The organism is Alteromonas nitratireducens (assembly GCF_040812025.1).
GTDB classification, from domain to species: domain Bacteria; phylum Pseudomonadota; class Gammaproteobacteria; order Enterobacterales; family Alteromonadaceae; genus Alteromonas; species Alteromonas nitratireducens.
The window spans coordinates 76,235-98,840 of the sequence record NZ_JBFNPK010000005.1; the positions used below are offsets into that span (position 1 = coordinate 76,235).

Genomic DNA, 22,606 nt, shown 5'->3' on the forward strand with positions numbered 1-22,606 from the left:
ATTTGTGATAAGCAGACGCTGGATAGAACGGGATGTTTCAACTAATAAGTGCGATATAGCGAGAGTGAATCAACACTCACTCAGCATACCTTAGCGTGCGTGGCTTTTTCTACGTTCACGCTCGGTTCGCAGCGTAGCAAAATGATTAAGGATAGAATGGCCCAGTTTATACATCGCCAGGCCAATTACCAGGTAGAGTGCCGTTCGCAGACTGTCTATGCGCACCAGAATATCCAGCATCCCCACCAGAACCAGAATCGCCCCGGTTAAAAATAACAGAAAGCCGAATAGCGTCGCGCTGGTCGCGTAAGCGCCAGTGCGATTGCGACTCACACCGTTTTTTGTCAGTTCGTCGTGCATTATCAGGCTCTGCCATTTAAGGTGACTATATGCTTTTACTATGACCGGACGAAAAAGGTTTTCGTTCCAAATAAAAAACATTCCTGTGGCGCAGTACATCTGCGGCACATTGCATGTTATCGTCCACGGGTGATAACCCATTAGCCATTGCATACTTTTTATCTAATATATTGCTTTTTTTCCTGTAATCCCAACTATTTATAGGTTTTTCTGATTATCGGACGCGAACACTGTGAAAACCCCTCTGATTACACGCAGCGGTTACAACCGCCTGCGTAATGAACTGGATGTGCTGTGGCGGGATGAACGCCCCGAAATCACGCGCAAGGTAACCTGGGCGGCCAGCTTAGGTGATCGCAGCGAAAATGCAGACTATCAGTACAACAAAAAGAAACTGCGCGAGATTGACCGGCGTGTGCGTTATCTGCGTAAGTGCCTCGAATACCTGAAGGTGGTTGATTACAGCCCTGAGCAGGAAGGCAAGGTGTTTTTCGGCGCGTGGGTAGAAATTGAAGACGACACGGGCCGGACACTGACACTGCGACTGGTAGGCTATGACGAAATTTTCGGCCGCAAGGATTACATTTCAATAGACTCGCCGATGGCCCGCGCACTGGTTGGCAAACAACAGGATGACGAGGTACTGGTGAAAACCGAGGCTGGTCAGCATGAATGGCTCATCAACCGCATCTGGTATGAGACAGATGACCGCCTGTGACGTTAATCTTATTCCGTCGCAGGCCAACAGTGATATACTCTGGCCACTTGTTTGCAATTCATCTGTAACCATCTTCTGCTAATGCTGGTTTCAGCAACATACACTGACATTTTCTCAACAGACTCTTATGATTTTAGAAAAAATTGCCCAGGAACTTGCCGTTAAACCGGCGCAGGTTGAAGCTGCCGTCGCTCTGCTGGACGAAGGTGCGACAGTCCCGTTTATTGCCCGCTACAGAAAAGAAGCTACCCAGGGCCTTGACGATACCCAGTTGCGTACGCTCGAACAGCGGCTAACCTATCTGCGTGAACTCGAGGATCGCCGTCAGGTCATCATCAAGTCGATTGATGAGCAGGGTAAACTCACCGACACGCTGAAATCCCAGCTGCTTGGCGCAGACAGCAAAACCACGCTCGAAGATCTTTACCTGCCGTATAAACCGCGCCGTCGGACCAAAGGTCAGATAGCGATTGAAGCCGGCCTGGAGCCGCTAGCAGATAAACTGTTTGCTGATCCGTCACTGGTACCAGAAGACGAAGCCAGGGCTTTCATTAATGCCGATGCCGGCGTTGATGATGAGAAAAAGGCACTCGAAGGTGCCCGGTATATTCTGATAGAACGCTTCGCCGAGGACGCCGGGCTGTTGGCAAAAATCAGACACTACCTGATTAATCATGCCTTTGTCGTCAGTAAAGTGGCACCAGGCAAAGAGCAGGACGCGGTTAAATACAAAGATTATTTTGACCATAATGAAAAATACAAGGGCGTACCGTCACACCGGGCTCTGGCCATGTTCCGGGGGCGCAACGAAGGTATGCTGCACATCCACATTGATGCCGACCCCGGGCAGGAAGATAACACGGGCCCGTCACAGTGCGAGCAAATCATTGCCGATCACTACGACATTCGTCAGCAGGGACGTCCGGGCGACGCTTATCTGGCGCAGGTGGTACAGTGGGCATGGCGCATCAAAATTTCGCTGCACATGGAAACCGAGCTGTTTGCCAGCCTAAGAGAACGCGCTGAAGAAGAAGCCATCAATGTGTTTGCGAAGAACCTCAATGACCTGCTGATGGCCGCACCCGCGGGCGCGAAGGTAACAATGGGACTGGACCCGGGTCTGCGTACGGGCGTTAAAGTGGCCATTGTCGATGCCACGGGCAAAGTGGTAGCAACCAACACGATTTATCCCCACGCACCGCAGAATCAGTGGGACAAATCTATGCGCACGCTGGCAACGCTGTGCAAACAGCATAAGGTTGAGCTGATCAGTATTGGGAACGGCACAGGATCCCGTGAAACCGACAAGCTTGTCGCAGAAATGCTGAAGGCAAACAGCGACATCAGTGCACAGAAAATCATGGTCAGCGAAGCGGGGGCGTCGGTGTACTCTGCCTCCGAACTGGCATCGAACGAATTGCCTGATCTTGATGTTTCGCTGCGAGGCGCCGTGTCGATTGCCCGTCGTCTGCAGGATCCCCTGGCTGAGCTGGTAAAAATTGAGCCCAAAGCCATTGGCGTTGGCCAGTATCAGCACGATGTCAATCAGAGCCTGCTGGGTAAGTCACTTGATCATGTGATTGAGGACTGCGTAAACGCCGTCGGTGTTGACCTGAATACCGCATCGCCGGCACTGCTTAGCTATGTATCCGGACTTAACCGCACGCTGGCGCATAATATCGTCGCCTTTCGTGACGCCCATGGTGCGTTCAAAGACAGAAAGGGCCTGCTGAGTGTTGAGCGCCTGGGCCCTAAAGCCTTCGAACAGGCCGCCGGCTTCCTGCGCATCGTGAATGGTACAAACCCGTTGGACGCCTCGGCGGTTCACCCGGAAGCGTATCCTGTGGTCGATAAAATCGTCGACACCACCCAGGTCGCGGTTAATGATCTCATCGGCAATACCGCGCTGTTGAAAACGCTCTCGCCAGACACTTTCACCAGCGACGAGTTTGGTCTGCCTACTGTGCGGGATATCCTCAAAGAGCTGGATAAACCGGGTCGCGATCCGCGTCCTGAGTTTAAAACTGCCGCCTTCAAAGAAGGAGTAGAAACCATTAAAGACCTAGTGCCGGGCATGATCCTGGAGGGGGTTGTCAGCAATGTGGCGAATTTTGGCGCGTTTGTTGACGTTGGTGTCCATCAGGACGGTCTGGTACACATTTCTGCGATGACCGACAAATTCATCTCTGATCCGCGTGATGTCGTCAAAGCCGGCGACATTGTGAAGGTGAAGGTGATTGAGGTTGATGTAGCGCGCAAACGTATTTCATTCAGCATGCGCCTGCAGGATGAGCCCGGTAGCCAGTCCGGTCAGCAAAAACCGCGTTCAGGCCAGAAAGGGAAAGGAGGTTCTGCATCTGGCGAAAAAGCATCGGGCCGAAAACATGCTGCGCGCCCGTCTTCACAACCGGGAAACAGTGCAATGGGGAATGCGTTTGCAGATGCCTTTGCCAAGGCTAAAGGCAAGTAAACGAAATGCGCTCAGGCGCTGGCCTGGAAGCCAGCGCTTGCCGGCGTCACCGCGGCATTATACGCACGCTGGATCACCGAAATCCGACCGGCCATCTCCGGACCTATCTCCAGTGAACGGCGCCCGCCCTGACGCTGCGCTGCGTTATCTTCCCGAATGGCATCCTGCGCCGACAGAATAGCATCATCCAGCGCGCGGGTCGGCGGTGAAACCTGCTGACGATCAACAATGTCGTCCAGTGAAGGAGTAGTAATGGTTGACGCGTCGGGCGTTTGTGTTGCGCTGTCTGATACCGCCTGCTGGCGTTTTTCAGCAATTTCCAGACGCGCCTCAAACGCTTTTTGTCCCGCCTCAGCGGCAACTTTTAAGTCCTGCGAAGACGGTTGTGCCGGCGCCAGTGCTGCCGAGCGTACCTGCTGCATTTTCTTAAGTGTCTGTTCTGGCGTCTGTGCTTCAGAAATATCAATCGACACCTCACCGTCGGTTACATAACGACGGCCGTCCGGCCCCTGCGTGAATTCATACTGTGGTGAACCTGCATACTGGCCACCCACAGCAGCATGTGCCTGTTCATGAGTGCGCACTTCCTGATCGCGCGCCTTGAGTTCTTCGACTTCCTGCTGAACCGCCTCGCGCTGCTGCTCCTGTGCGGCTTGTTTACCGGCACTTTCGTCGCTTGCATTGTCTTTATCTGCGCTGTCGTCGCCGCCGAGCGACTGACTAAGCTGGCCGGCACCAGACTGAATCTGTGGACGTTCGTAGGTCAGGGGCGCAGGCTGCTGCCCCGGGGTGCGTGCCCGCTCAGTGTCTGAGCCCAGCCCTTTTTGTGATGAGCTTTGATCGGCTTCAGCTGATTGCGGAATAGTTTCACGCAGTACATTGTCCCGCCGCGCCGACTCCGTATTCGGGTTGGCGGTAGGCATCACCAGCGTTGTTGGGATGGGGGTGACAATGTTCATCGCGTATCAGTTCGCTCAGGCCAGGGTATCAATGATGGTGCCAACGGTATCAAACGCCGTGTCCAGCACCTTCGCTGACGCCTGGGCATTGATCCCGTTCACCTGTAAAGAAACTAAATCCGAGGTCAGGTTACCTGCCGGCTGCGGCAGCGTGCCCTTAAGGTTTTCCAGCCCGTCTGCCGACGCCTCTTTAAGCAACGCAGCAGGGCCAGTTTCAGCCGGGTTCTGCTGGGTGGTCCGCTGGGCGATATTAAGCGATGCCTGTTCTATGCCTTTGCTGGCCGAATTCAGGCCATACAGACCAGACGCAATGGCGCTGTTTATACCGTTGTCGATTGTACTGGGCATACTGCTACCCTACCTTACCTCATACCTTGTGTTTAATTATTAATCAAATCGGGGCAAATTTAAAGCCCTGAATGATCGGGCCGGCATCGTCATCCCGCGTTTGTCGCTTACAGCGCGGCAATAAACTTATCGAGGATGCTGGCGGTTTGCTCGGGATGGGAGATAAACGGTGCATGGGACGCATGAGGCAACACCACGGTATCTGCCTGTGGGTGGAGTTCACACATACGATCAATCGCACTGGTTGGTACCAGCGAGTCCAGACGGCCAAAAATGCGCAGTGTCGGCACCGACAGACGGCCTACCCAGTCACGCTGATCCGCCTGTCCGAGGATGCGCAGCCCGGCCTGAAGCGCCTGTGGACTGGGCGACGGGAACCCTTCTATTGCAGTGCGAATCGCTTTGATATCATGACGTGCGGTTGCACTGCCCATCGCCTGTATCGCAAGAAACCGCTCGATGGTTTTTTTATAATCATGCTCTAACTGGTCTTCAAACTGGGCCAGCAGATCAGGCGATATGCCGGGCCAGCACTGGCCGGCCACAAACCGTGGCGAGGACGCGATGGTTACCAGCGCACGAATATCCTGACGCGTTTTTACCAGTTCCTGCGCCACCATGCCACCGAGTGACCAGCCCGCAACCACACTGCCCTGAGGGATAAGAGCAGACACACTGTCTGTCAGTGACGCCAGCGTGTAAGGCGATGGCACATGCGCGGCATTGTTACCAAATCCGGGTAAGTCGATGAGGGTGATTCGGTAAGCGTGGTCGAGTAAGGGGGTAAATGAGGAAAAAGCACCGCTATTCATGCCCCAACCGTGCAGAAAAACCAGATCCGGGCCTGTACCCATTGACCGGCTGACAAGGGATGACGAGCTGTGCGATGGTGTCACAATAGCGTCCTCATAAAAAACCGGCGGTAGTGTAGCATGCTGCAATCTCTGCGCAATATCCTGACGAAGACGAAATGACAGCCTGGCGCCAGTTATTACGTCGGTGGCGACTACCGAGTTTATCCTGTCTGTTGTGCCATCAGGCCAGCGCTGAGCCGCTTTGCCGCTGGTGCAGGGCCGATAGCCAGTTGTTTTCAGACACGCCCGGCGATATCAACCTGTTACGACGGCCGTTGGTCGCACGTCAGGTCCGGCATGCCCGGCTGGAAGCGCTGTATGCGCTCGGCTGGTATGAATGGCCGTTTATCCCGTTAATACACAGCATGAAGTTTCGGCATAAGCCGGCAATTGCGCGATTGCTTGGACACTGGTTTGCCGACAGTATGCTGAGCAGGCGAAACTGTCCGTTGCCGGACGTATTACTGCCGGTACCGCTGTACGCGGGGCGCTATCTCTCCCGCCAGTATAATCAGGCACGCGAGATAGCTTGTGCAATCAATGAAAAAACCCGGGTTCCGGTTATCGCTGACTGGGCGTGGCGTACCCGGGGCCGGCCGCAGCACAGCCTTAACCGTCATCAGCGACTCAGCGCAACCCGCGCGGTGTACTCGCTCAATCCGGCGTATGACCGCAGATTCTTTGATTGTTGTGGCAGGCATGTGGCCATTATCGATGACGTGATGACCACAGGTATCACAGCCGATGTGCTTGCCGGTCTGCTCAGGCAAACTTACAAACACATCCGCATTGAAGTCTGGGTGATGGCGATAACACCAGCAAAACGGCCATACATGCCGGGAGATCAGACTGATCTCCCGGCGTAGTGTCAGCGGATCAGCGCAGACTGATAAATGGCATTGGCCATCAGTTTACTGGTGCCATACCAGTAACCGCGGAACTGGGTATTATCGGTAAAACCGATGACCACACCACGGCCTTTGCGCTCGGCAACGACGGCGGTCGTATCGCCAATCAGCTTTTGCAGTTCAGGCGCGCTGTAGCCAGCCATCAGAGGCGTCGGTGTATAACGCGCAACCGTAGTAAATGGTGAATTGTTGCTGGTCACAATCATGTTGCTGGTTTTGAACATCGGCAGCGTATCTGACTGATAGCCAAAGAACAGCGGATGTGAGGTATCTATCGACGCCTCGTAAACCGAGCCGGCGACCAGTTTACGGGCATACAGATCGTCACGGTCCTCATAGCGCATGGTGGAGGTGTCAAACGCACTGTCGATGGTATCGCGGTCGGCAATATCAATATCCAGCCAGCCTTTTTCTGAAAACAGGCGCAGGGCCGATTTTTGCCCAATCAGTACACCACCCGCTTTCACCCAGGCTGATAACGCATCTGTGACCTCGTCGGACAAGTCGTTGTACCGGCCCGATGACAGGATAATGTGCGTGTAATCAGACAGGTTCACGCGACCAAGACGGTGCTTCTCCACAAGACTGGCTGGTACGCCAACCCGCGTATCCAGATAATGCCAGAGCTCACCAATTTCATACTCGCTGGTGCCTTCACCGCCCACCAGCATGATATTTGGCAGACTGACCGGCTCCATGTTGCGACTGCCAAGATCAATCCCTGATGGCGTCAGACCGGTCTTCATCGAATATACCCGAACCTGGTAGCTGGCTTCAGCATCTGCAAGCAGCTCAGCCAGGTTATCCGGCTGGGCCAGCCCGCTGGGAATAACCACCGTGCCACGGGCAAAGTCATGCGTGTTGCCGTTGCTCAGTACTCCGGTAAAGGCTTTACCGGCAGTCCGTGCCGTTACGCCATGCTCCAGCAGCATCTGCAGGGCGGCGGGCGCACGATAGTCATACCATTCGATGGCATAAGCATAGGCTGTATTGTCAACTGCACCACTGGGTGAGGTGGTATTCAGCATGGCATTGGTGGCGGTTTTCACTTTGCGGCCGTCACGGCTGTCTACCGCCTGGTAGTCCAGGTTAAATGCATAGCCAATATGCCAGGTAGACACGTCGTAGAACGTATTGTTCTCAAACGATGTCTGGGTAGAGAACAGCGACTTGATCAGACGATACTGCGGTTGCTGTAAGGGGATATAAACGGCCTCACCAGCACTGACGCGAAAGCCGTCAATCTCAGTATTACTGCTGACCACGTCGAAACGGATTTGGTGTTGTTCGAGCAGCGCCAGCATCGCATCAAAGCGGCCATGGTCAGCTGTACGCTTAACCAGATAACCCGCCGTATCATCGTCTTTCGCGGCTTTGGCGGTGTCTTTCACAAAGCGGTTCTGGTAACTCAGAATAGCAGGTTTATTGGCCAGCGACCCTTCGATGGTGCTCAGGGTGGTTGTCACATGGTTCTGAATGGTATCGGCAAATGCCAAAGGACCGTTGATAGAGTCCTGCAGGTGTCCGCGGCTGCTCGCCTGCTCAAACAGGATGCCGATACTGCCGTGCAAATCAGGGTAGGTTGACCCTTTCCCTGCGTAGAAATCGTCAAAGCTTTCTTCGGAGTAATACAGTCTGCCGTTTTTATCGAATGCCCTGGCGTGATATTCCGCGAGGGCTTCGGTCAGGGTCACGTTACCGTCAGGCGTGATCGGATTTTTACGAGAACGCACCCCGGGCTGGAAAAAGTACGTACTGTTTGTGCCCATTTCGTGATGGTCAGTGAGCACATGTGGACGCCAGTGATGAAACTGATGAATGCGCGCCTGCGACTCAGGGTGAGTCAGCAATAGCCAGTCGCGGTTTAAATCAAACCAGTAATGGTTGGTGCGCCCTGATGGCCAGCCTTCCTCATGCTCCCGGGTTTGCGGATCTGAGACCAGCTGTTTGCCCTTATGCATGTTCGCCCATTGCGCAAACCGTGACAGGCCATCCGGGTTGAAAGAAGGATCCAGCAACACAATGTTGTTATCCAGCAGGGCGTCGATGCGATCACCCTGTGCAGCGGCAAGGTAGTAGCCAATCAGCAGTGACGCATTAGCACCTGATGGTTCGTTACCGTGAATACTGTAGCCGAGGTAAAACACCAGCGGATCATCGTCACTTACGGTGGCTTCACCGTTAAACGCTGCTACATTTTTCTGGCGCAGCGACTCAAGTTTGTCGCGGTTTTGTGGCGCGGTAATGGTTAGCAGCAACAGCGGACGGTTTTCATGGGTACGCCCGGTTTCCTCAATGGTCACTCGGTCAGATGCTTCAGCCAGCCGGTACATGTAGTTCACCAGTTGGTCATGACGGACGTGCCATTCGCCTACCTGCGCCCCTAGTACAGATTCCGGGGTAGGAATCGCAGGGTCATAAGTCACATCAGCGGGCAGATAGTCGGTAGTAGGGCGACCACCTGTATCGGCACTGACGGTAACCGCCAGCGACACGGCGCTGTAAAAAAAGAGAACGGACATGAGGAGCGATCGCAGAATGCGACGGCGTAAACGTAAGGGTCGTGGATGAGCCATAATCTTCCTGTTGTTTCTTGTTGTTTTGTCGACGTTCCGGTGTATTTTGAAATCCTTGTAATACTTGACTGCTTTACTCAAGTAAATTTGTTATCATAGTCCCACATTCGTAATTAGTAGGACTTGTTGATGATTACTATATCAGAAGAAGCACAAGCTCACTTTGTTAAGTTATTGGAAAAACAAGAATCTGGCACAAATATTCGGGTGTTCGTCGTAAACCCGGGTACCTCCTCTGCTGAGTGCGGTGTGTCATATTGTCCACCTGACGCTGTCGAAGATAACGACATCCGTCTTCCGTTTAATGGTTTCGATGCCGTGGTGGATGAAGAAAGTGCGCCGTTTTTGGAAGCAGCAGAAATTGACTTTGTAACCGACCAGATGGGATCACAACTTACCCTGAAGGCCCCGAATGCCAAAGCCAAAAAAGTGGCTGACGATGCGCCGCTGGTAGAGCGTGTTAACTATCTCATTCAGACAGAAATCAACCCGCAGCTTGCCAATCATGGTGGTCAGGTCATGCTGGTTGAAATTACTGAGGATGGTTTTGCGGTACTGCAGTTTGGTGGCGGTTGTAATGGCTGCTCAATGGTTGATGTGACCCTGAAAGACGGCATTGAGAAGCAAATGCTGGAACAGTTTGCCGGCGAACTGACAGGGGTACGTGATGCAACCGAGCACCAGGCCGGAGAGCATTCTTACTACTAAGCCGACATACCATGGATGTATTACGAAGCTGGCAGCGCTTTAAAGCCGGGCTGCTACTATTTGCGCCCGGCGCGCTGCTATTGCTTAGTGCAGGCGATCTGCACATTGCCTTTTATGTCGTCTCGCTGATGTTACTCACCGTAGGCTTCGTGCTGGCGATGTGGGGATACGCCGGCATTTTCATCAGCCGCTTTAGCGGATTAAAGCCACCATCAGGAAAAAAACGCTGATCAGCACAGCGCGTGCCGGCGTTTGAGCCGGACAAACACGACACCCAGTGACACACCGCGTGCCAGCAGAAAAGCAAGCAGGGCATACCACAGCGCCACATTGCCATGCTCCGCTGTCAGCCACCAGACGGGAAAGTAAATCACCAGCGCGCTAAACAGCATGGTATCGCGCATTGCAGCGGAACGGGTTAGCCCAACAAAGACCCCATCAAACAAAAAGCACCAGTGCCCGACCAGTGGCAACAGCACCATCAGAGGCAAATACGCTCCCGCCGCCTCATGGATTGCCTTATGCTCAGTGAGCAGCGCAATAATCACATCACCAAACACAAAAAATACCGCCGAATACGCCACCGCGAAGCCCGATGACCAGATAAGGCCGCGCTGGGTATGCTCCGTGATAAGCCGCTCATCTCTGGCCCCTTTCGCTTCGCCCACCAGCGCCTCTACCGCGTAAGCGATACCATCCAGTCCCAGCGCTATGAGGACAAAAAACTGCATCAGTACCGCATTCACCGCGGCCGGCACCTCGCCCAGCCTGGCACCCTTCAGGGTAAGAAATGCCAGGCACAGCTGCAATGCCAGATTTCGCAGCAGCATATTGCCGTTTAATGCAAACAGTACCTTGCGGGCCGCGCGATTAAACCAGGCAGGATCAGGCGCAATGCCATGACATTTTTTCAGGGCGATGACCAGCGCCATCACCGCCATGGTGTATTCTGCGGTAACACTGGCCAGCGCCACCCCGCCAACCGACATGTCGAAGCCATAAACCAGCAGCACATCCAGCGCCGCATTTAGTACATTGCCAACAATTTGTATTGCCAGTACCGTTCGGGTCTGCTGCTGTCCCACCAGCCAGCCGACCAGCACCAGATTTGCCATGGCTGCCGGCGCACCCCAGACCCGGACAGAAAAATACGCTGTCAGATGACTGGCTACGGCATCCGCCGGCGACGCGAGCAGCAGCCCGGTTTGCAGTATCGGCCATTGCAGCAACAAAACTGCCAGACCAAGTAACATGGCGATACTCATCGACTGATAGAGCACCGCTGCCGACTGTGTCACGGCGTCTGACTGCGCACCGCGAGCCTGGGCACTTAACCCGGTGGCAGACATGCGTAAAAATCCACACACCCAATAGATCTGGGTAAGAATAAGCGCACCGACTGACGCGCCTGCCAGCATCGCCGATGAATCCATGTGGCCAAGCACCGCCGTATCAACCAGACCAAGCAGTGGCGTGGTAATATTGGCCAGGATCATGGGCAGCGCGAGCGCCAGCATGTGCTTATGTGCCGTCCGGTCTGTGAGACTTGTACTTGTCATTTGGTGGTGAGACGCTTACTGTGCGCAGTTAAAGAAGGAAGAAGTCTATCATGAGTTGGTTACGAATAAAGCGCGCTGCAGCGCTGTTGCTGAGTCTCGCGTCTCCGGCCTTCGCAGGCGAACTGCCTCCCAGTGCAGCCATGCTGCTTTATCATCATGTTGCAACAGACACACCAGCCAGCACCAGCATCGCGCCAGCGCAGTTTGCGCAGCATATGGCCTATCTCGCTGAGCATCACACCGTGTTACCCCTGCCTGAGGTGGTTACGGCACTGCGCGAGGGCACCGCGCTGCCTGATAACGCAGTGGTCATCACGTTTGATGACGGCTATGAAAATATTTATCACAACGCCTATCCAATTCTTAAACAATACGGTTTCCCGTACACCATTTTTATTAATCCGGGGGTGATTGACCGCACACCGTCACAGCTAAGCTGGGCGCAGGTAAATGAAATGCAGGAACATGGTGCCACATTCGCAAATCATACGCTTGACCATATCCACATGCTGGAGAAAAAGCCGGGTGAAAATGACGCAGCGTGGCTGACACGGGTGTGGAACGACGTGACCGAGGCCGAAGCCATATTGAAAGACAAAACCGGCACCTCACTGCGTTATCTGGCCTATCCGTTCGGCGAATACAATGCCGCACTGGCGAGAAAAGTCAGTGATGCAGGCTATACCGGTTTCGGACAACACTCGGGCGCAGCCGGCACATCGAGCGATTTCGCGGCACTGCCGCGCTTCCCGGCGGCCGGTCGCTATGCCCGGCTGGACACCCTGAAAACCAAACTGAATTCATTATCTATGCCAGTGTCGGCATCCTCGGTTAGCGATCCCGAACGCACCACCCGCACGCTGGATTCAGCCATCACGCTGACCATTGCCGGCGATGATGTGGCATTGGATCGCGTTGCCTGTTTCTATGAAGGCGACACGCTGCCGGTTAAAGTTAAAGCAAAGACATTACACATCACGTTTGACCAGACCCTGCCGACAGGACGTTCCCGTATCAACTGCACGGCGCCGTCCCACCAGGCAGGCGGGCGCTTTTACTGGTATTCGCAGCCATTTTTTATTGCCGACAAGCTCGGCCGGTACCCCAACTAGGCAAGGCGTTTTTGCAGATGGAGAAAAGGCGGGGTAAGGGCGGTCTGTTCAAAGCCAAGCTGACAATAAAATGCGACCGCAGTCTGGTTGCGCTGCTCGACGTCCAGCACCAGATATTGTTTTTTCAGTGACCGAGCCAGCTCGTCCATAGCCTGCATCAGTGCGCTGGCAATCCCCTGACGCCGCACGTCCTGACTGACCGCCAGATGCCCGACAGCCAGCTCGGAAGCTTTTGGTGGCTGCAGCGACGCACTGTAGCGCTGGCTTCGCAGCACGACATCGAGCGCTTCATCCAGACCAAAGTGCGCGGTGATCGCATCAAGGGTGGCACGGTCAAAGCCCTCAGGCAGTGCTGAATGCCACGCCGTCACCAGTCCGCAAACGGTATGGTCAATCTCGGCCACCCAGTGATTTTCAAACCCGTACTGCCCTGTCGCACGGTTCCAACTGTCGCCCAGAAATGCGCGCGCACGCTCGTCACTGCCGCTGCCAAAAATGCGGGTTAGTAAGGGCCCGGCGGCAGTCATCAGTAACGACACAGCCTGCTCGCCATCACTGGCACAAGCCTGACGGATAGTGATCATTATCGGCTACTGACAATCTGCGGCATGTCAGCAAGAATGTGATCGCCGTCTGCCACGGCCAGCTTGCCCGGCGCCAGCACCGGCTTAAAGCGTCCGACAACCTGTGCATCAGGATCAACCAGTACAACCGATGCACTGTGATCGACCAGGTAATCAGGCTTATCCGTGCTTTCGGCGATGGCATACATCATGCCCAGACTACGCGCTAGTGGGAACAATTCACTGTGCTCGCCCGTGGCCGCCATAAAGTCCGGATTAAAAAAGCCCACGTACTGTGCCAGCCGCTCTATACTGTCACGCTTGGGATCGACCGAGATAAACAGCACCCGGATAGGGTACTTGCTGGTAATTTCCTGAAGCTGCGGATAAATGCGATTGAGTTCTGCCATGGTGGTCGGACAGATATCCGGGCAAAACGTGTAACCGAGAAAAATCAGCGTCCACTGATTCTTTAGCGTCTCATTATTAACAGGCTCACCGGTGTGGGCTGTCAGCATAAACTCACTGAGTGCACGCGGTGCCGGATAATAGCTGAAATAGTCAGTATCCGGCTGCGTTTGCGGTGCCGATGCTGCATTTTCGGGTGTTGGTGGTGCAATATAGATAGCGCCGACAACACCGACGATAAGGGCGACAACCGCGACCAGCCCGACAAGTGTTTTCTGATTCATAAACTGTATGGAATGTAATGGTCAACCAGCAATACCACAAACAATAACATGAGATGCACGATAGAGTACTTAAAGGTTTGCATGGCAGTGTTTGCCTCAGCAGCAAATTTTAGTTTCCACGCGTAATACATGAATCCGGCGTTCAGGGCACTTGAGCCAAACAGATAAATCAGATGACTCATACCGGTCAGGTACGGCAGCAGGCAGACCAGGCACAATAAGATGGTATAGAGCAGGACCGAGGTTTTGGTAAAACTCACGCCATGTGTCACCGGCAACATGGGCACCTTTGCCTTGGCATATTCTTTTTCACGATGAATGGCCAGAGCCCAGAAATGTGGCGGGGTCCAGGTAAAAACAATCAGTACCAGCAACAGGGCATGTGAATGAATTTCACCGGTCACTGCGGTCCACCCGAGCAGCGGTGGCGCTGCACCGGCGAGACCACCAATCACAATATTCTGTGGCGTAGCGCGTTTCAGAAACATGGTATACACCACCGCATAACCCACCAGACTGGCCAGCGTCAGCACGGCGGTCAGCACATTGATGTAAACAGCAAGCAGCAGCGTACCAAGCAACGCCATCACAAAGGCAAATGTCAGGGCTTTCACCCCACTGACCTTTCCTTTTGCCACCGGCCGGTTGTAAGTCCGTGCCATCTGACTGTCAATTTTATGGTCAACCACGTGGTTCACAACCGCCGCTGCACTCGACAGCAGCCCAATGCCAGCCAGTCCGATAACCAGCGTTTGCCACGCAACCCAGCCTGGTGTGGCCAGACACATGCCCACCAGCGCAGTCAGCAGCAGCAACATCACCACATTCGGTTTGGTCATTTCATAATAGTCTCTCCAACTGGCAGAGAGCGTGCGGGATGCGCGTGAAGACGGCGCCGAAACAGAGACAGATTTAGCCATGGTAACCTCCATGTGCCCGGGATAATTTCCAGGTGATCCAAACCATCACCAGAAGAAGACATGCAGCAACAGCATTGTGCGCTACTGCGACGAAAAGCGGTAAGCTGAAAACGACGTTGCTGACCCCAAGTGCCACCTGGAGCGCCAGTACAAACCACAACATGCCGGCGGCGCGTTTAAGCGACAGCGTCTGGCGGCGCATCAGCATCAGCCCGACCACAAACAGATACACAAACGTCACCACTGCACCGAAGCGATGAATGATGTGCATGGTCATGCGCTCGGCATAATCGTGGGCGCCGTATTCATAATTCTGTGCCTCGGGCACGCTGAACGCCCCGGCAATATCCATGGTGTTCTGCCAGTTTCCTTCACATACCGGAAACTCAGTACAGGCAAGCGCTGCATAGTTGGCCGACGTCCAGCCCCCCAGCGCGATCTGACCAACCAGAATCACCACACCAAGCAGTGCCAGTGCTGGCAGCTGCACGCCACCGGGAAGCGGGTGGTGGCTTAACCTCAGATACAGAATAAACAGGCAGGTCAGCACCGAGAACCCGCCAAGCAAATGCCCCATGACGACCACCGGCAGCAGATTCAGGGTCACCGTCCACATCCCCAGGGCAGCCTGGAACACAACCAGAGCCAACAGCGCGAGCGGCAATTTCAGTGGCCTGCCTGGCGCACGTTTGACCACAGCAATCACCGCAATAGCCAGAATACACAGGCCCAGCGTACCGGCAAAATAGCGGTGAATCATTTCATTCCAGGCTTTTTGCGCTTCAACCGGACGCTCGGGATAGGCGGCGTTTGCAGCATCGACATGTTCATCAGCAGACGGTACGGTAAGATGGCCATAACAGCCAGGCCAGTCAGGACAGCCCAGCCCGGCATCCGTCAACCGGGTGTATGCACCAAGGATAATGACGACAAAAGCCAGAAACAGACTGAATACCACAAGCTTTTTCATGTAGATCCCTCACCCGATACGGGACAGCTTTAACAATTTTTTAATATCTGACAGGATATCCCTGCTTTCCATGACCGCCTGCTCCTTATCCGCAACCACATTGAAGTGAAGCATGGCATTGTTTTGCGTATCTACGATAAAAATACCATCGCTGCCGACACCATTAAACAATTTATTTACATTTTCGTTCATCACCGGCTGGCGCTGAATATTTGGCGCGGCATCGACGCTTTTAACGGCACGTTGATCACTGGTGTCCAGGGACAGAGTCAGTGCCTCAACACGGTCCGTTTCACGGCCCAGTGCAAGCCAGACCTGCTGCAGGCTGTACAGCGCATTCTCACACACGGCATCACACTCAGACGGTATGACATACAGCAGTCGCCATTTAGGGGCGCGCTCGCTGAGTAGTTCCGATAAGTCCAGTGTCGGTGTCAGTAGCGTGCCCTTATTCGTTGACGCGCGGTTAAACCAGTCCTGCTCCAACGCCAGTTTGGCCAGAATAACCGGCACAATAAACGCCATAAGCACCAACAGCAGGGTTTTACGCGACCGTGTTTTTTGGGCTTGGTCAGGGGATGAAATATGTTCAGTCACGGTGATTTCCTTCTTACTCCGGCGAAAAAAGCAATGAGCAGTGCTGCCCCCGCCAGTGCAAACCACTGCACGGCATAGGCCAGGTGTTTTTCCGGTGGCATAACCACGGGCTCCCAGCGCCTGATAAACGCATCACTTTGCTCAGTGAGTACAACAACATAGGGCAAGACAGAACGTTTCAGCAGGGTGCTGACATGTGCACTGTCGATTTTCTGAATGACCAGGGGAAACGTGTCAGCCGTCGCCACCGTTTCACGCACCATGGGGTTTTCAGTCGGCTTGGTGAGGACACCGGTAAACTGCTGCATGGCGGTCGGCAGCACCACTTCGGGAAGCTGGTCGCGATAGGGAGACCCGGCTACCCAGCCAAAATTCGCCAGCACCCAGCCTACGTTTGTCATGACCGGCACCAGCACATCGTAACCGGGACGGCCATCAACAATCTGATTATCCAGCAGCAGCACGGCATCGGTATCCGGCGTACCGGTCATTCGTATGCGAACATCACGTGGGTCGGTGAATTTTACTGCGTCCGTAATATCGAGGGTTTCCTCAGCCTGCTTTTGCGCTATGCTGTCCAGACGCCGTTGTTTCTGTTCCATGCGGTCTAACTGCCAGAAACCCAGCATCATCATAGTGGCGGCGCACACAATGATAATAATGACAGCAATGAGTTTCTTCAGATTCAGAAACGGCATTGTTAACTCAGCGCACTCCAAGTGAGGTCAATATGATTATAAAAATTATCCTGGTCGCTCTGGTTATTTATATGATTTTTAATTTGTTCAGAGCGATGCGGGTAATGATGAGAAACGATCCGAATGACGGTCCTATGAGCAAATATATTGGCAGAAGGGTATTAACGTCGGCACTGATTGTTCTGATTATTCTTATTGCAATCGGTACCGGACTGATAACACCCAACCCCCGGCCTTACTGATACGTGCCCTAGAGCACGTAAACAAAGAGGTAAAGCATTACCCACACCACATCAACAAAGTGCCAGTACCAGGAACCGGCCTGGAAGGCAAAGTGGTTGTCCGGCGTAAAATGCCCCTTCAGCACACGGAAAAACAGCACAATCAGAATAATCGTACCGAGTGTCACGTGCATGCCGTGGAAGCCCGTCAGCATAAAGAATGTATTGCCATATACGCCTGATTGCAGGGTCAGTCCCAGCTCGTTGTAAGCGTGAATGTATTCTTCAACCTGCAGGGTAAGGAATGCCAGTCCCAGTAAAATCGTGACGCCCAGCATCAGTGTCAGCTGTTTGCGTTTGTTCTGCTCCAGCCCGACATGAGCAAAGTGCAGGGTAACCGACGACACCAGCAGAATAATGGTGTTTATGGTAGGCAGACCTGCTGCACTCATCGCTGTGGTTTCAGTCCCGCCGGGTGTCGCAACCAGCGGCCACATGGCTTCAAAGCCCGGCCACAGCACTTCATTTGTCATCGCATTATTCGACGCCCCGCCCAGCCATGGCACCGCAATGGCTCTGGCATAAAACAACGCGCCGAAGAAGGCGGCGAAAAACATCACTTCAGAGAAAATAAACCAGCTCATTCCCTGGCGGTAAGAGCGGCCAAGCTGCGCGCTGTAAAGCCCGCTCATTGACTCATCAATCTGGTTTTTAAACCAGCCGGTCAGCATGACCAGAAGAGTGATGATACCGGCTGACAAAATATACCCGCCATAGCCAGGCTCACCTTTGGTCGACTCAATCACAAAATTGCCTGCGCCGACGGCGATCAGAAACAGAGCGACCGCACCAACAATTGGCCAGATGCTCTGTGCAGGTACGTAATAGCGTTCGTAAGATTGCTGCATGATGTTCTCCTTTGCCCTTTATTATTTGCCGCTGGTTGCCGGTTGCGTCAGGTACGGATTGTTCCCCGGCGTCAGCTTATCGGCGCGGGCGGTCACGTCATATAATGTGTACTGTACGGTAAAGTAGTGAATGTCTTCTGGTATTTGCGGATCAACATAAAATTGCATGGGCAATGTCGCTTCATCCCCTGCAGACAACGGTTGCTGATTAAAGCAGAAGCACTCGGTTTTGTTCAGAAAGAGGGCCGCCTGCCCTGGTGAAACGGACGGGATAGCCTGTGCAATGATGTCGGTATTTGCCGGATTGCGTACATAAAACGACACCGTATTCAGCTCTCCCGGATGGACTTTCACCCGCTGGGTTTCAGCCCGGAATTCCCAGGGCATGCCGCTGTTGGTGCGTGTAATAAACTCAACGGTAATCTCACGCGACGGATCAATCTCCACAGCCTGATAGGAGGCAGCCTGATTATCGGTTTTGCCGTTGATGCCGGTGATGTCGCAAAAGACATCATACAGCGGCACCAGCGCAAACCCGAAGCCAAACATCCCCACTACCACCAGCAGTAGCTTTATGACCAGTTTATTGTTTTGATTCGCCGTTGCTGACATACACGCGACCGCTTATTTCACAACAGGCGGTGTTTCGAACGTATGGTATGGCGCAGGAGACGGAATTTCCCACTCGAGACCATGCGCACCTTCCCAGACCTGATCGGACACCGGTTCACCCTGTTTCTTACAGGCTTTGACCAGCAGCACCAGGAAAATCAGCTGCGACAGGCCAAAGGCAAAACCACCCAGACTAATCCACTGGTTAAAGTCAGCAAACTGCAGCGAATAATCCGGAATACGGCGTGGCATGCCGGCCAGGCCAACGAAGTGCATTGGGAAGAACAGCACGTTGACCGAAATCAGCGAACACCAGAAATGCCATTTCGCCAGCGTCACGTCGTACATTTTCCCGGTCCATTTTGGCAGCCAGTAGTACACCGCCGCCATAATGGAGAATACCGCACCGGTTACCAGCACATAGTGGAAATGCGCGACCACAAAGTAAGTATCGTGGTACTGGAAGTCGACCGGCGTAATCGCCAGCATCAGACCCGACAGGCCACCAATGGTAAACAGTACAATAAAGGCAATGGCAAACAGCATAGGCACTTCAAAGGACAAGGCGCCACGCCACATGGTCGCTACCCAGTTAAACACCTTAACGCCGGTGGGCACCGATATCAGCATGGTTGCAAACATGAAGAACATCTCGGCAAACAGCGGCATGCCCGTAGTGAACATATGGTGCGCCCACACAATGAATGACAACAGCGCGATGGAGGCGGTGGCATACACCATTGAGGCATACCCAAACAGCGGCTTGCGTGAAAACGTAGGTACGATATGCGAGATAATGCCAAACGCTGGCAGAATCATGATGTAAACCTCAGGGTGGCCAAAGAACCAGAAAATATGCTGGAACATGACCGGATCACCGCCACCCGCTGCATCAAAGAAGCTGGTGCCAAAGAATTTGTCGGTCAGCACCATGGTGACCGCACCAGCAAGTACCGGCATTACCGCAATCAGCAGAAACGCGGTAATCAGCCATGTCCACACAAACAGCGGCATTTTCATCCAGGTCATACCCGGTGCACGCATGTTGAAAATGGTCACAATCACGTTGATGGCACCCATGATGGATGAGATACCCATAATGTGAACCGAGAACACAAACAGCGCGGTGGAGTCACCACTGTAGGTTGTTGACAGCGGCGCATAGAACGTCCAGCCGAACGCCGGACCACCACCTTCAAAAAACAGCGAACTTAATAGGATCAAAAACGCGAATGGCAGGATCCAAAAACTCCAGTTGTTCATGCGCGGCAATGCCATATCCGGCGCGCCGATCATCATAGGTACCAGCCAGTTCGCCAGACCGGTAAAGGCTGGCATAACTGCCCCAAATACCATGATCAGACCATGCACCGTGGTCATCTGGTTAAAGAAATTAGGGTCGACAATCTGCAGGCCCGGCTGGAACAGCTCGGCGCGAATGACCATCGCCATGGCGCCGCCCACCAGAAACATAATGAAGGCGAACCACAGGTAGAGTGTACCGATGTCTTTATGGTTGGTTGTAAACAGCCATCGGGTTATGCCCTTTGGAATATGATCATGATGGTCGTGATCATCGTGACTGTGCGCCGCAGTATCCGGCGTAATGGTATCTGTCGCTTTACTCATGACGTTCTCCTATTTTCCGGTGGCTACAGCATTCACATCTTTAGGCTGAATAACGTCGCCGGTGTTGTTACCCCAGGCGTTTCTTTCGTAAGTCACCACAGCGGCAATTTCTTTTAAGCTCAGCATGTTGCCGAACGCCTGCATGGCAGTCCCTGACTTGCCGTGCAGTACAATATCAATGTGACCGGGAATGTCTTCTGTCGCGATCTTGCTGCCTTTCAGAGCCGGGAATGCGCCCGGCAACCCTTCACCATTCGGCATATGGCAAGCCGCGCAGGCTGCGTTGTACACCCGTTCACCCACTTCCATCAGCTCTTCTTTTGACATGCTCATCGCCAGCAGGCGCTGTTCTTCTTCTTTCGCCTGACGGGCAATTTCTTCCTGCTCACCCATCCAGGCTTCAAATTCAGCCGGTTCTTTCGCCACTACAACAATGGGCATAAAGCCATGGTCTTTTCCGCACAACTCTGCGCACTGACCACGGTAAACACCGGGTTCATTGACCTTGGTCCAGGCTTCATTGATAAAGCCCGGGTTAGCGTCTTTCTTCACGGCAAAGTCAGGCACCCACCAGGAATGGATAACGTCGTCAGAGGTGATCAGGAAGCGCACTTTTTTACCGGTTGGAATGACCAGCGGGCGATCCACTTCAAGCAGATAGTTTTCGCCTTTGGCGAACTTGTTTTCAATCTGTTCGCGCTGGGTAGCCAGTAACGAGTAGTATTCGACGTCACGGTCCATGTACTTGTAGTGCCACTTCCACTGCGAACCGGTGACCAGCACGGTCATATCCGGGTTCTCGGTGTCTTCCATCGCAATCAGTGTGCGTGCCGCAGGCACCGCCATGAAAATAAGGATAAGGAAAGGGATCACCGTCCAGGCAATTTCCACTTTCACACTTTCATGAAAATTCGCTGGTTTATGCCCGCGTGATTTGCGGTGCAGCAAAATAGAAATGAACATCACGCCGAACACCACGACCGCGATAACCACGCAGATAGCAAACATCAGCATGTGCAGGTCATACACCTGGCCGCTGATATCCGTCGCGCCCTGGCGCAGGTTCAGTGCGCTGTCGCCACCTGCGGTATCCGCCGCAAAAGCTGGCAGTGCAGCCAGTAACGCAAAGCAGGCCATGATTCCCTTAGGAACACTCGTTATCAGTCGTTTCACTCAGCACCTCCGTGATGGGTAATCCGGCCGCACTTGCTCCCGAATATCCCCTAAAAATGAATGTCGTCAGGCTTTTGTAAAAATTAGATTTAGCCTTTGTTATTATATTGTTAACTACTGACTAAGAATTACGCAAAGTGAAAGGTGAGTCTAGCTTTTTCTGTTAAAAAACCGACAGTGTGGCGAATATTTAATCAATCAGGGGGAAAGTAGCGCGACATTGCACAACGGCAGTGCAGTCTGTTTTCATACCTGGGAGGTACTGGCTTAATAAAACAAAGGGAAATATAGGAGATAAAGCGCTGCCGGCAGGGGGATCATGGCCGGCAGCGTATCAGGTTACATCCAGTCAGCGTTTCTGATAACGCCAACCGCAATGCCCTCGATGTTGAACGGCTGGGTTGCCAGGTCGACTTTGATCGGAGCAAACTCTTCATTCTCAGCATGCAGCAGCACCTCACGGCCGCGTTTCTCAAGTCGCTTCACGGTGACATCTTCGTCAACCCGCGCCACCACAACCTGACCGTTGTGCACGTCAGTGGTGCGATGCACCGCAAGCAGGTCTCCATCCATGATGCCAATGTCTTTCATGCTCATGCCGTTCACCCGTAACAGAAAATCTGCGTGCGGATGGAACAGCTCGGGATCGACTTTGTAATGCGCCTCAATGTGTTCCTGTGCAAGGATGGGTTCACCAGCGGCAACACGCCCGATTAACGGCAGCCCCTGTTCTTCTTCCACATCGGTGTCCAGTTCCATATTCAGACGAATACCACGCGAACGACCGGGCATCATTTCAATTACCCCTTTGCGTGCCAGCGCCTTCAGATGCTCTTCGGCAGCATTGGCTGACTTAAAGCCAAGCTGACGGGCAATTTCAGCACGGGTTGGCGGCATGCCAGTTTCCTGCATGGTGGTTTTGATCAGCTCGAGTACTTCAGTTTGACGGGGGGTAAGTGGACGCATAAACAGCCTGTTTTTCTATACAGTTACTGCGCAGTATAGCGAGGGCAGCGAAAATGGCAAGCGCTTGTCACTGACAAACTAAGAT

24 protein-coding genes are annotated in these 22,606 nt (G+C 53.5%); 7 read left to right on the forward strand and 17 right to left on the reverse strand.

Annotated elements, in window-relative coordinates:
• Nucleotides 1-90: 90 nt before the first annotated feature.
• Nucleotides 91-360, reverse strand: coding sequence for a hypothetical protein (locus AB1N33_RS06375; RefSeq protein WP_411270710.1), 270 nt, complete (start codon nucleotides 358-360; stop codon nucleotides 91-93).
• Nucleotides 361-592: 232 nt separating this feature from the next.
• Between AB1N33_RS06375 and greB the strand changes: the two genes are divergently transcribed.
• Nucleotides 593-1,078: a transcription elongation factor GreB gene (gene greB, locus AB1N33_RS06380; RefSeq protein ID WP_411270711.1), complete on the forward strand. Its 486-nt coding sequence runs from the start codon at nucleotides 593-595 to the stop codon at nucleotides 1,076-1,078.
• A gap of 127 nt (nucleotides 1,079-1,205) precedes the next feature.
• Nucleotides 1,206-3,548 carry a Tex family protein gene (locus AB1N33_RS06385; RefSeq protein ID WP_411270712.1) on the forward strand — a complete coding sequence of 781 codons (2,343 nt, stop codon included), beginning with the start codon at nucleotides 1,206-1,208 and terminating at the stop codon, nucleotides 3,546-3,548.
• An 11-nt stretch (nucleotides 3,549-3,559) separates the two neighbouring features.
• On the opposite strand, the gene AB1N33_RS06390 is transcribed toward AB1N33_RS06385, so the two are convergent.
• From AB1N33_RS06390 to bioH, 3 genes are all read right to left on the reverse strand, one after another.
• Complete coding sequence (locus tag AB1N33_RS06390) at nucleotides 3,560-4,507, reverse strand: putative metalloprotease CJM1_0395 family protein (protein ID WP_411270713.1); 948 nt, start codon at nucleotides 4,505-4,507, stop codon at nucleotides 3,560-3,562.
• 15 nt (nucleotides 4,508-4,522) lie between these two features.
• On the reverse strand, nucleotides 4,523-4,855 hold the full coding sequence (locus tag AB1N33_RS06395; RefSeq protein ID WP_411270714.1) for a hypothetical protein: 333 nt from the start codon (nucleotides 4,853-4,855) through the stop codon (nucleotides 4,523-4,525).
• Between the two features lie 107 nt (nucleotides 4,856-4,962).
• The gene (bioH, locus tag AB1N33_RS06400) at nucleotides 4,963-5,751 is read right to left on the reverse strand and encodes a pimeloyl-ACP methyl ester esterase BioH (protein WP_411270715.1); all 789 of its coding nucleotides are present in this window, start codon (nucleotides 5,749-5,751) and stop codon (nucleotides 4,963-4,965) included.
• 74 nt (nucleotides 5,752-5,825) lie between these two features.
• On the opposite strand from bioH, the gene AB1N33_RS06405 reads away from it, so the two are divergent.
• Nucleotides 5,826-6,575 (forward strand): ComF family protein, encoded by a 750-nt coding sequence (locus tag AB1N33_RS06405; protein ID WP_411270716.1) that lies wholly within the window; start codon nucleotides 5,826-5,828, stop codon nucleotides 6,573-6,575.
• Between the two features lie 2 nt (nucleotides 6,576-6,577).
• On the opposite strand, the gene AB1N33_RS06410 is transcribed toward AB1N33_RS06405, so the two are convergent.
• Nucleotides 6,578-9,139 (reverse strand): M14 metallopeptidase family protein, encoded by a 2,562-nt coding sequence (locus AB1N33_RS06410; RefSeq protein WP_411270717.1) that lies wholly within the window; start codon nucleotides 9,137-9,139, stop codon nucleotides 6,578-6,580.
• Nucleotides 9,140-9,322: 183 nt separating this feature from the next.
• Between AB1N33_RS06410 and nfuA the strand changes: the two genes are divergently transcribed.
• On the forward strand, nucleotides 9,323-9,901 hold the full coding sequence (gene nfuA / locus AB1N33_RS06415; RefSeq protein ID WP_411270718.1) for a Fe-S biogenesis protein NfuA: 579 nt from the start codon (nucleotides 9,323-9,325) through the stop codon (nucleotides 9,899-9,901).
• Nucleotides 9,902-9,912: 11 nt separating this feature from the next.
• Entirely contained in the window at nucleotides 9,913-10,131 is a 219-nt protein-coding gene (locus AB1N33_RS06420; protein WP_411270719.1) for a hypothetical protein, read from the forward strand.
• Here the strand turns inward: AB1N33_RS06420 and AB1N33_RS06425 are convergent, their stop codons facing one another.
• On the reverse strand, nucleotides 10,132-11,460 hold the full coding sequence (locus AB1N33_RS06425) for an MATE family efflux transporter (protein WP_411270720.1): 1,329 nt from the start codon (nucleotides 11,458-11,460) through the stop codon (nucleotides 10,132-10,134).
• Between the two features lie 50 nt (nucleotides 11,461-11,510).
• Between AB1N33_RS06425 and AB1N33_RS06430 the strand changes: the two genes are divergently transcribed.
• Complete coding sequence (locus tag AB1N33_RS06430) at nucleotides 11,511-12,572, forward strand: polysaccharide deacetylase family protein (RefSeq protein ID WP_411270721.1); 1,062 nt, start codon at nucleotides 11,511-11,513, stop codon at nucleotides 12,570-12,572.
• Here AB1N33_RS06430 and AB1N33_RS06435 read toward each other — a convergent pair.
• Genes AB1N33_RS06435 through AB1N33_RS06460 form a run of 6 tightly spaced genes read right to left on the reverse strand, consistent with a single transcriptional unit; the run spans nucleotide 12,569 to nucleotide 17,012 of the window.
• Nucleotides 12,569-13,156, reverse strand: a complete 588-nt coding sequence (locus tag AB1N33_RS06435) for a GNAT family N-acetyltransferase (RefSeq protein WP_411270722.1) — start codon at nucleotides 13,154-13,156, stop codon at nucleotides 12,569-12,571. The two genes, AB1N33_RS06430 and AB1N33_RS06435, sit on opposite strands and share 4 nt — an antisense overlap.
• Nucleotides 13,156-13,827 (reverse strand): SCO family protein, encoded by a 672-nt coding sequence (locus tag AB1N33_RS06440; protein ID WP_411270723.1) that lies wholly within the window; start codon nucleotides 13,825-13,827, stop codon nucleotides 13,156-13,158. Before AB1N33_RS06440 ends, AB1N33_RS06435 begins: the two co-directional genes overlap by 1 nt.
• On the reverse strand, nucleotides 13,824-14,747 hold the full coding sequence (cyoE, locus tag AB1N33_RS06445; RefSeq protein WP_411270724.1) for a heme o synthase: 924 nt from the start codon (nucleotides 14,745-14,747) through the stop codon (nucleotides 13,824-13,826). The genes AB1N33_RS06440 and cyoE overlap by 4 nt, the downstream gene beginning before the upstream one ends.
• Nucleotides 14,740-15,717 carry a COX15/CtaA family protein gene (locus tag AB1N33_RS06450; protein ID WP_411270725.1) on the reverse strand — a complete coding sequence of 326 codons (978 nt, stop codon included), beginning with the start codon at nucleotides 15,715-15,717 and terminating at the stop codon, nucleotides 14,740-14,742. Before AB1N33_RS06450 ends, cyoE begins: the two co-directional genes overlap by 8 nt.
• A gap of 9 nt (nucleotides 15,718-15,726) precedes the next feature.
• Nucleotides 15,727-16,314, reverse strand: coding sequence for a redox-active disulfide-containing membrane protein (locus tag AB1N33_RS06455; RefSeq protein ID WP_411270726.1), 588 nt, complete (start codon nucleotides 16,312-16,314; stop codon nucleotides 15,727-15,729).
• A complete protein-coding gene (locus AB1N33_RS06460) occupies nucleotides 16,311-17,012 on the reverse strand; it encodes an SURF1 family protein (protein WP_411270727.1) in 702 nt (233 codons plus the stop codon). Before AB1N33_RS06460 ends, AB1N33_RS06455 begins: the two co-directional genes overlap by 4 nt.
• Nucleotides 17,013-17,044: 32 nt before the next feature.
• Here AB1N33_RS06460 and AB1N33_RS06465 point away from each other — a divergent pair, with 32 nt between their 5' ends.
• Nucleotides 17,045-17,254, forward strand: coding sequence for a DUF2909 domain-containing protein (locus tag AB1N33_RS06465; RefSeq protein ID WP_411270728.1), 210 nt, complete (start codon nucleotides 17,045-17,047; stop codon nucleotides 17,252-17,254).
• A gap of 8 nt (nucleotides 17,255-17,262) precedes the next feature.
• Here the strand turns inward: AB1N33_RS06465 and AB1N33_RS06470 are convergent, their stop codons facing one another.
• The 5 genes from AB1N33_RS06470 to lexA form a co-directional block, all read right to left on the reverse strand.
• On the reverse strand, nucleotides 17,263-18,141 hold the full coding sequence (locus AB1N33_RS06470) for a cytochrome c oxidase subunit 3 (RefSeq protein WP_411270729.1): 879 nt from the start codon (nucleotides 18,139-18,141) through the stop codon (nucleotides 17,263-17,265).
• Between the two features lie 21 nt (nucleotides 18,142-18,162).
• Nucleotides 18,163-18,753: a cytochrome c oxidase assembly protein gene (locus AB1N33_RS06475; RefSeq protein ID WP_411270730.1), complete on the reverse strand. Its 591-nt coding sequence runs from the start codon at nucleotides 18,751-18,753 to the stop codon at nucleotides 18,163-18,165.
• A 12-nt stretch (nucleotides 18,754-18,765) separates the two neighbouring features.
• Nucleotides 18,766-20,382 carry a cytochrome c oxidase subunit I gene (gene ctaD / locus AB1N33_RS06480; protein WP_411270731.1) on the reverse strand — a complete coding sequence of 539 codons (1,617 nt, stop codon included), beginning with the start codon at nucleotides 20,380-20,382 and terminating at the stop codon, nucleotides 18,766-18,768.
• 9 nt (nucleotides 20,383-20,391) lie between these two features.
• The gene (coxB, locus tag AB1N33_RS06485) at nucleotides 20,392-21,519 is read right to left on the reverse strand and encodes a cytochrome c oxidase subunit II (RefSeq protein WP_443983617.1); all 1,128 of its coding nucleotides are present in this window, start codon (nucleotides 21,517-21,519) and stop codon (nucleotides 20,392-20,394) included.
• Between the two features lie 375 nt (nucleotides 21,520-21,894).
• Nucleotides 21,895-22,521 (reverse strand): transcriptional repressor LexA, encoded by a 627-nt coding sequence (lexA, locus tag AB1N33_RS06490; protein WP_411270732.1) that lies wholly within the window; start codon nucleotides 22,519-22,521, stop codon nucleotides 21,895-21,897.
• Nucleotides 22,522-22,606 lie beyond the last annotated feature (85 nt).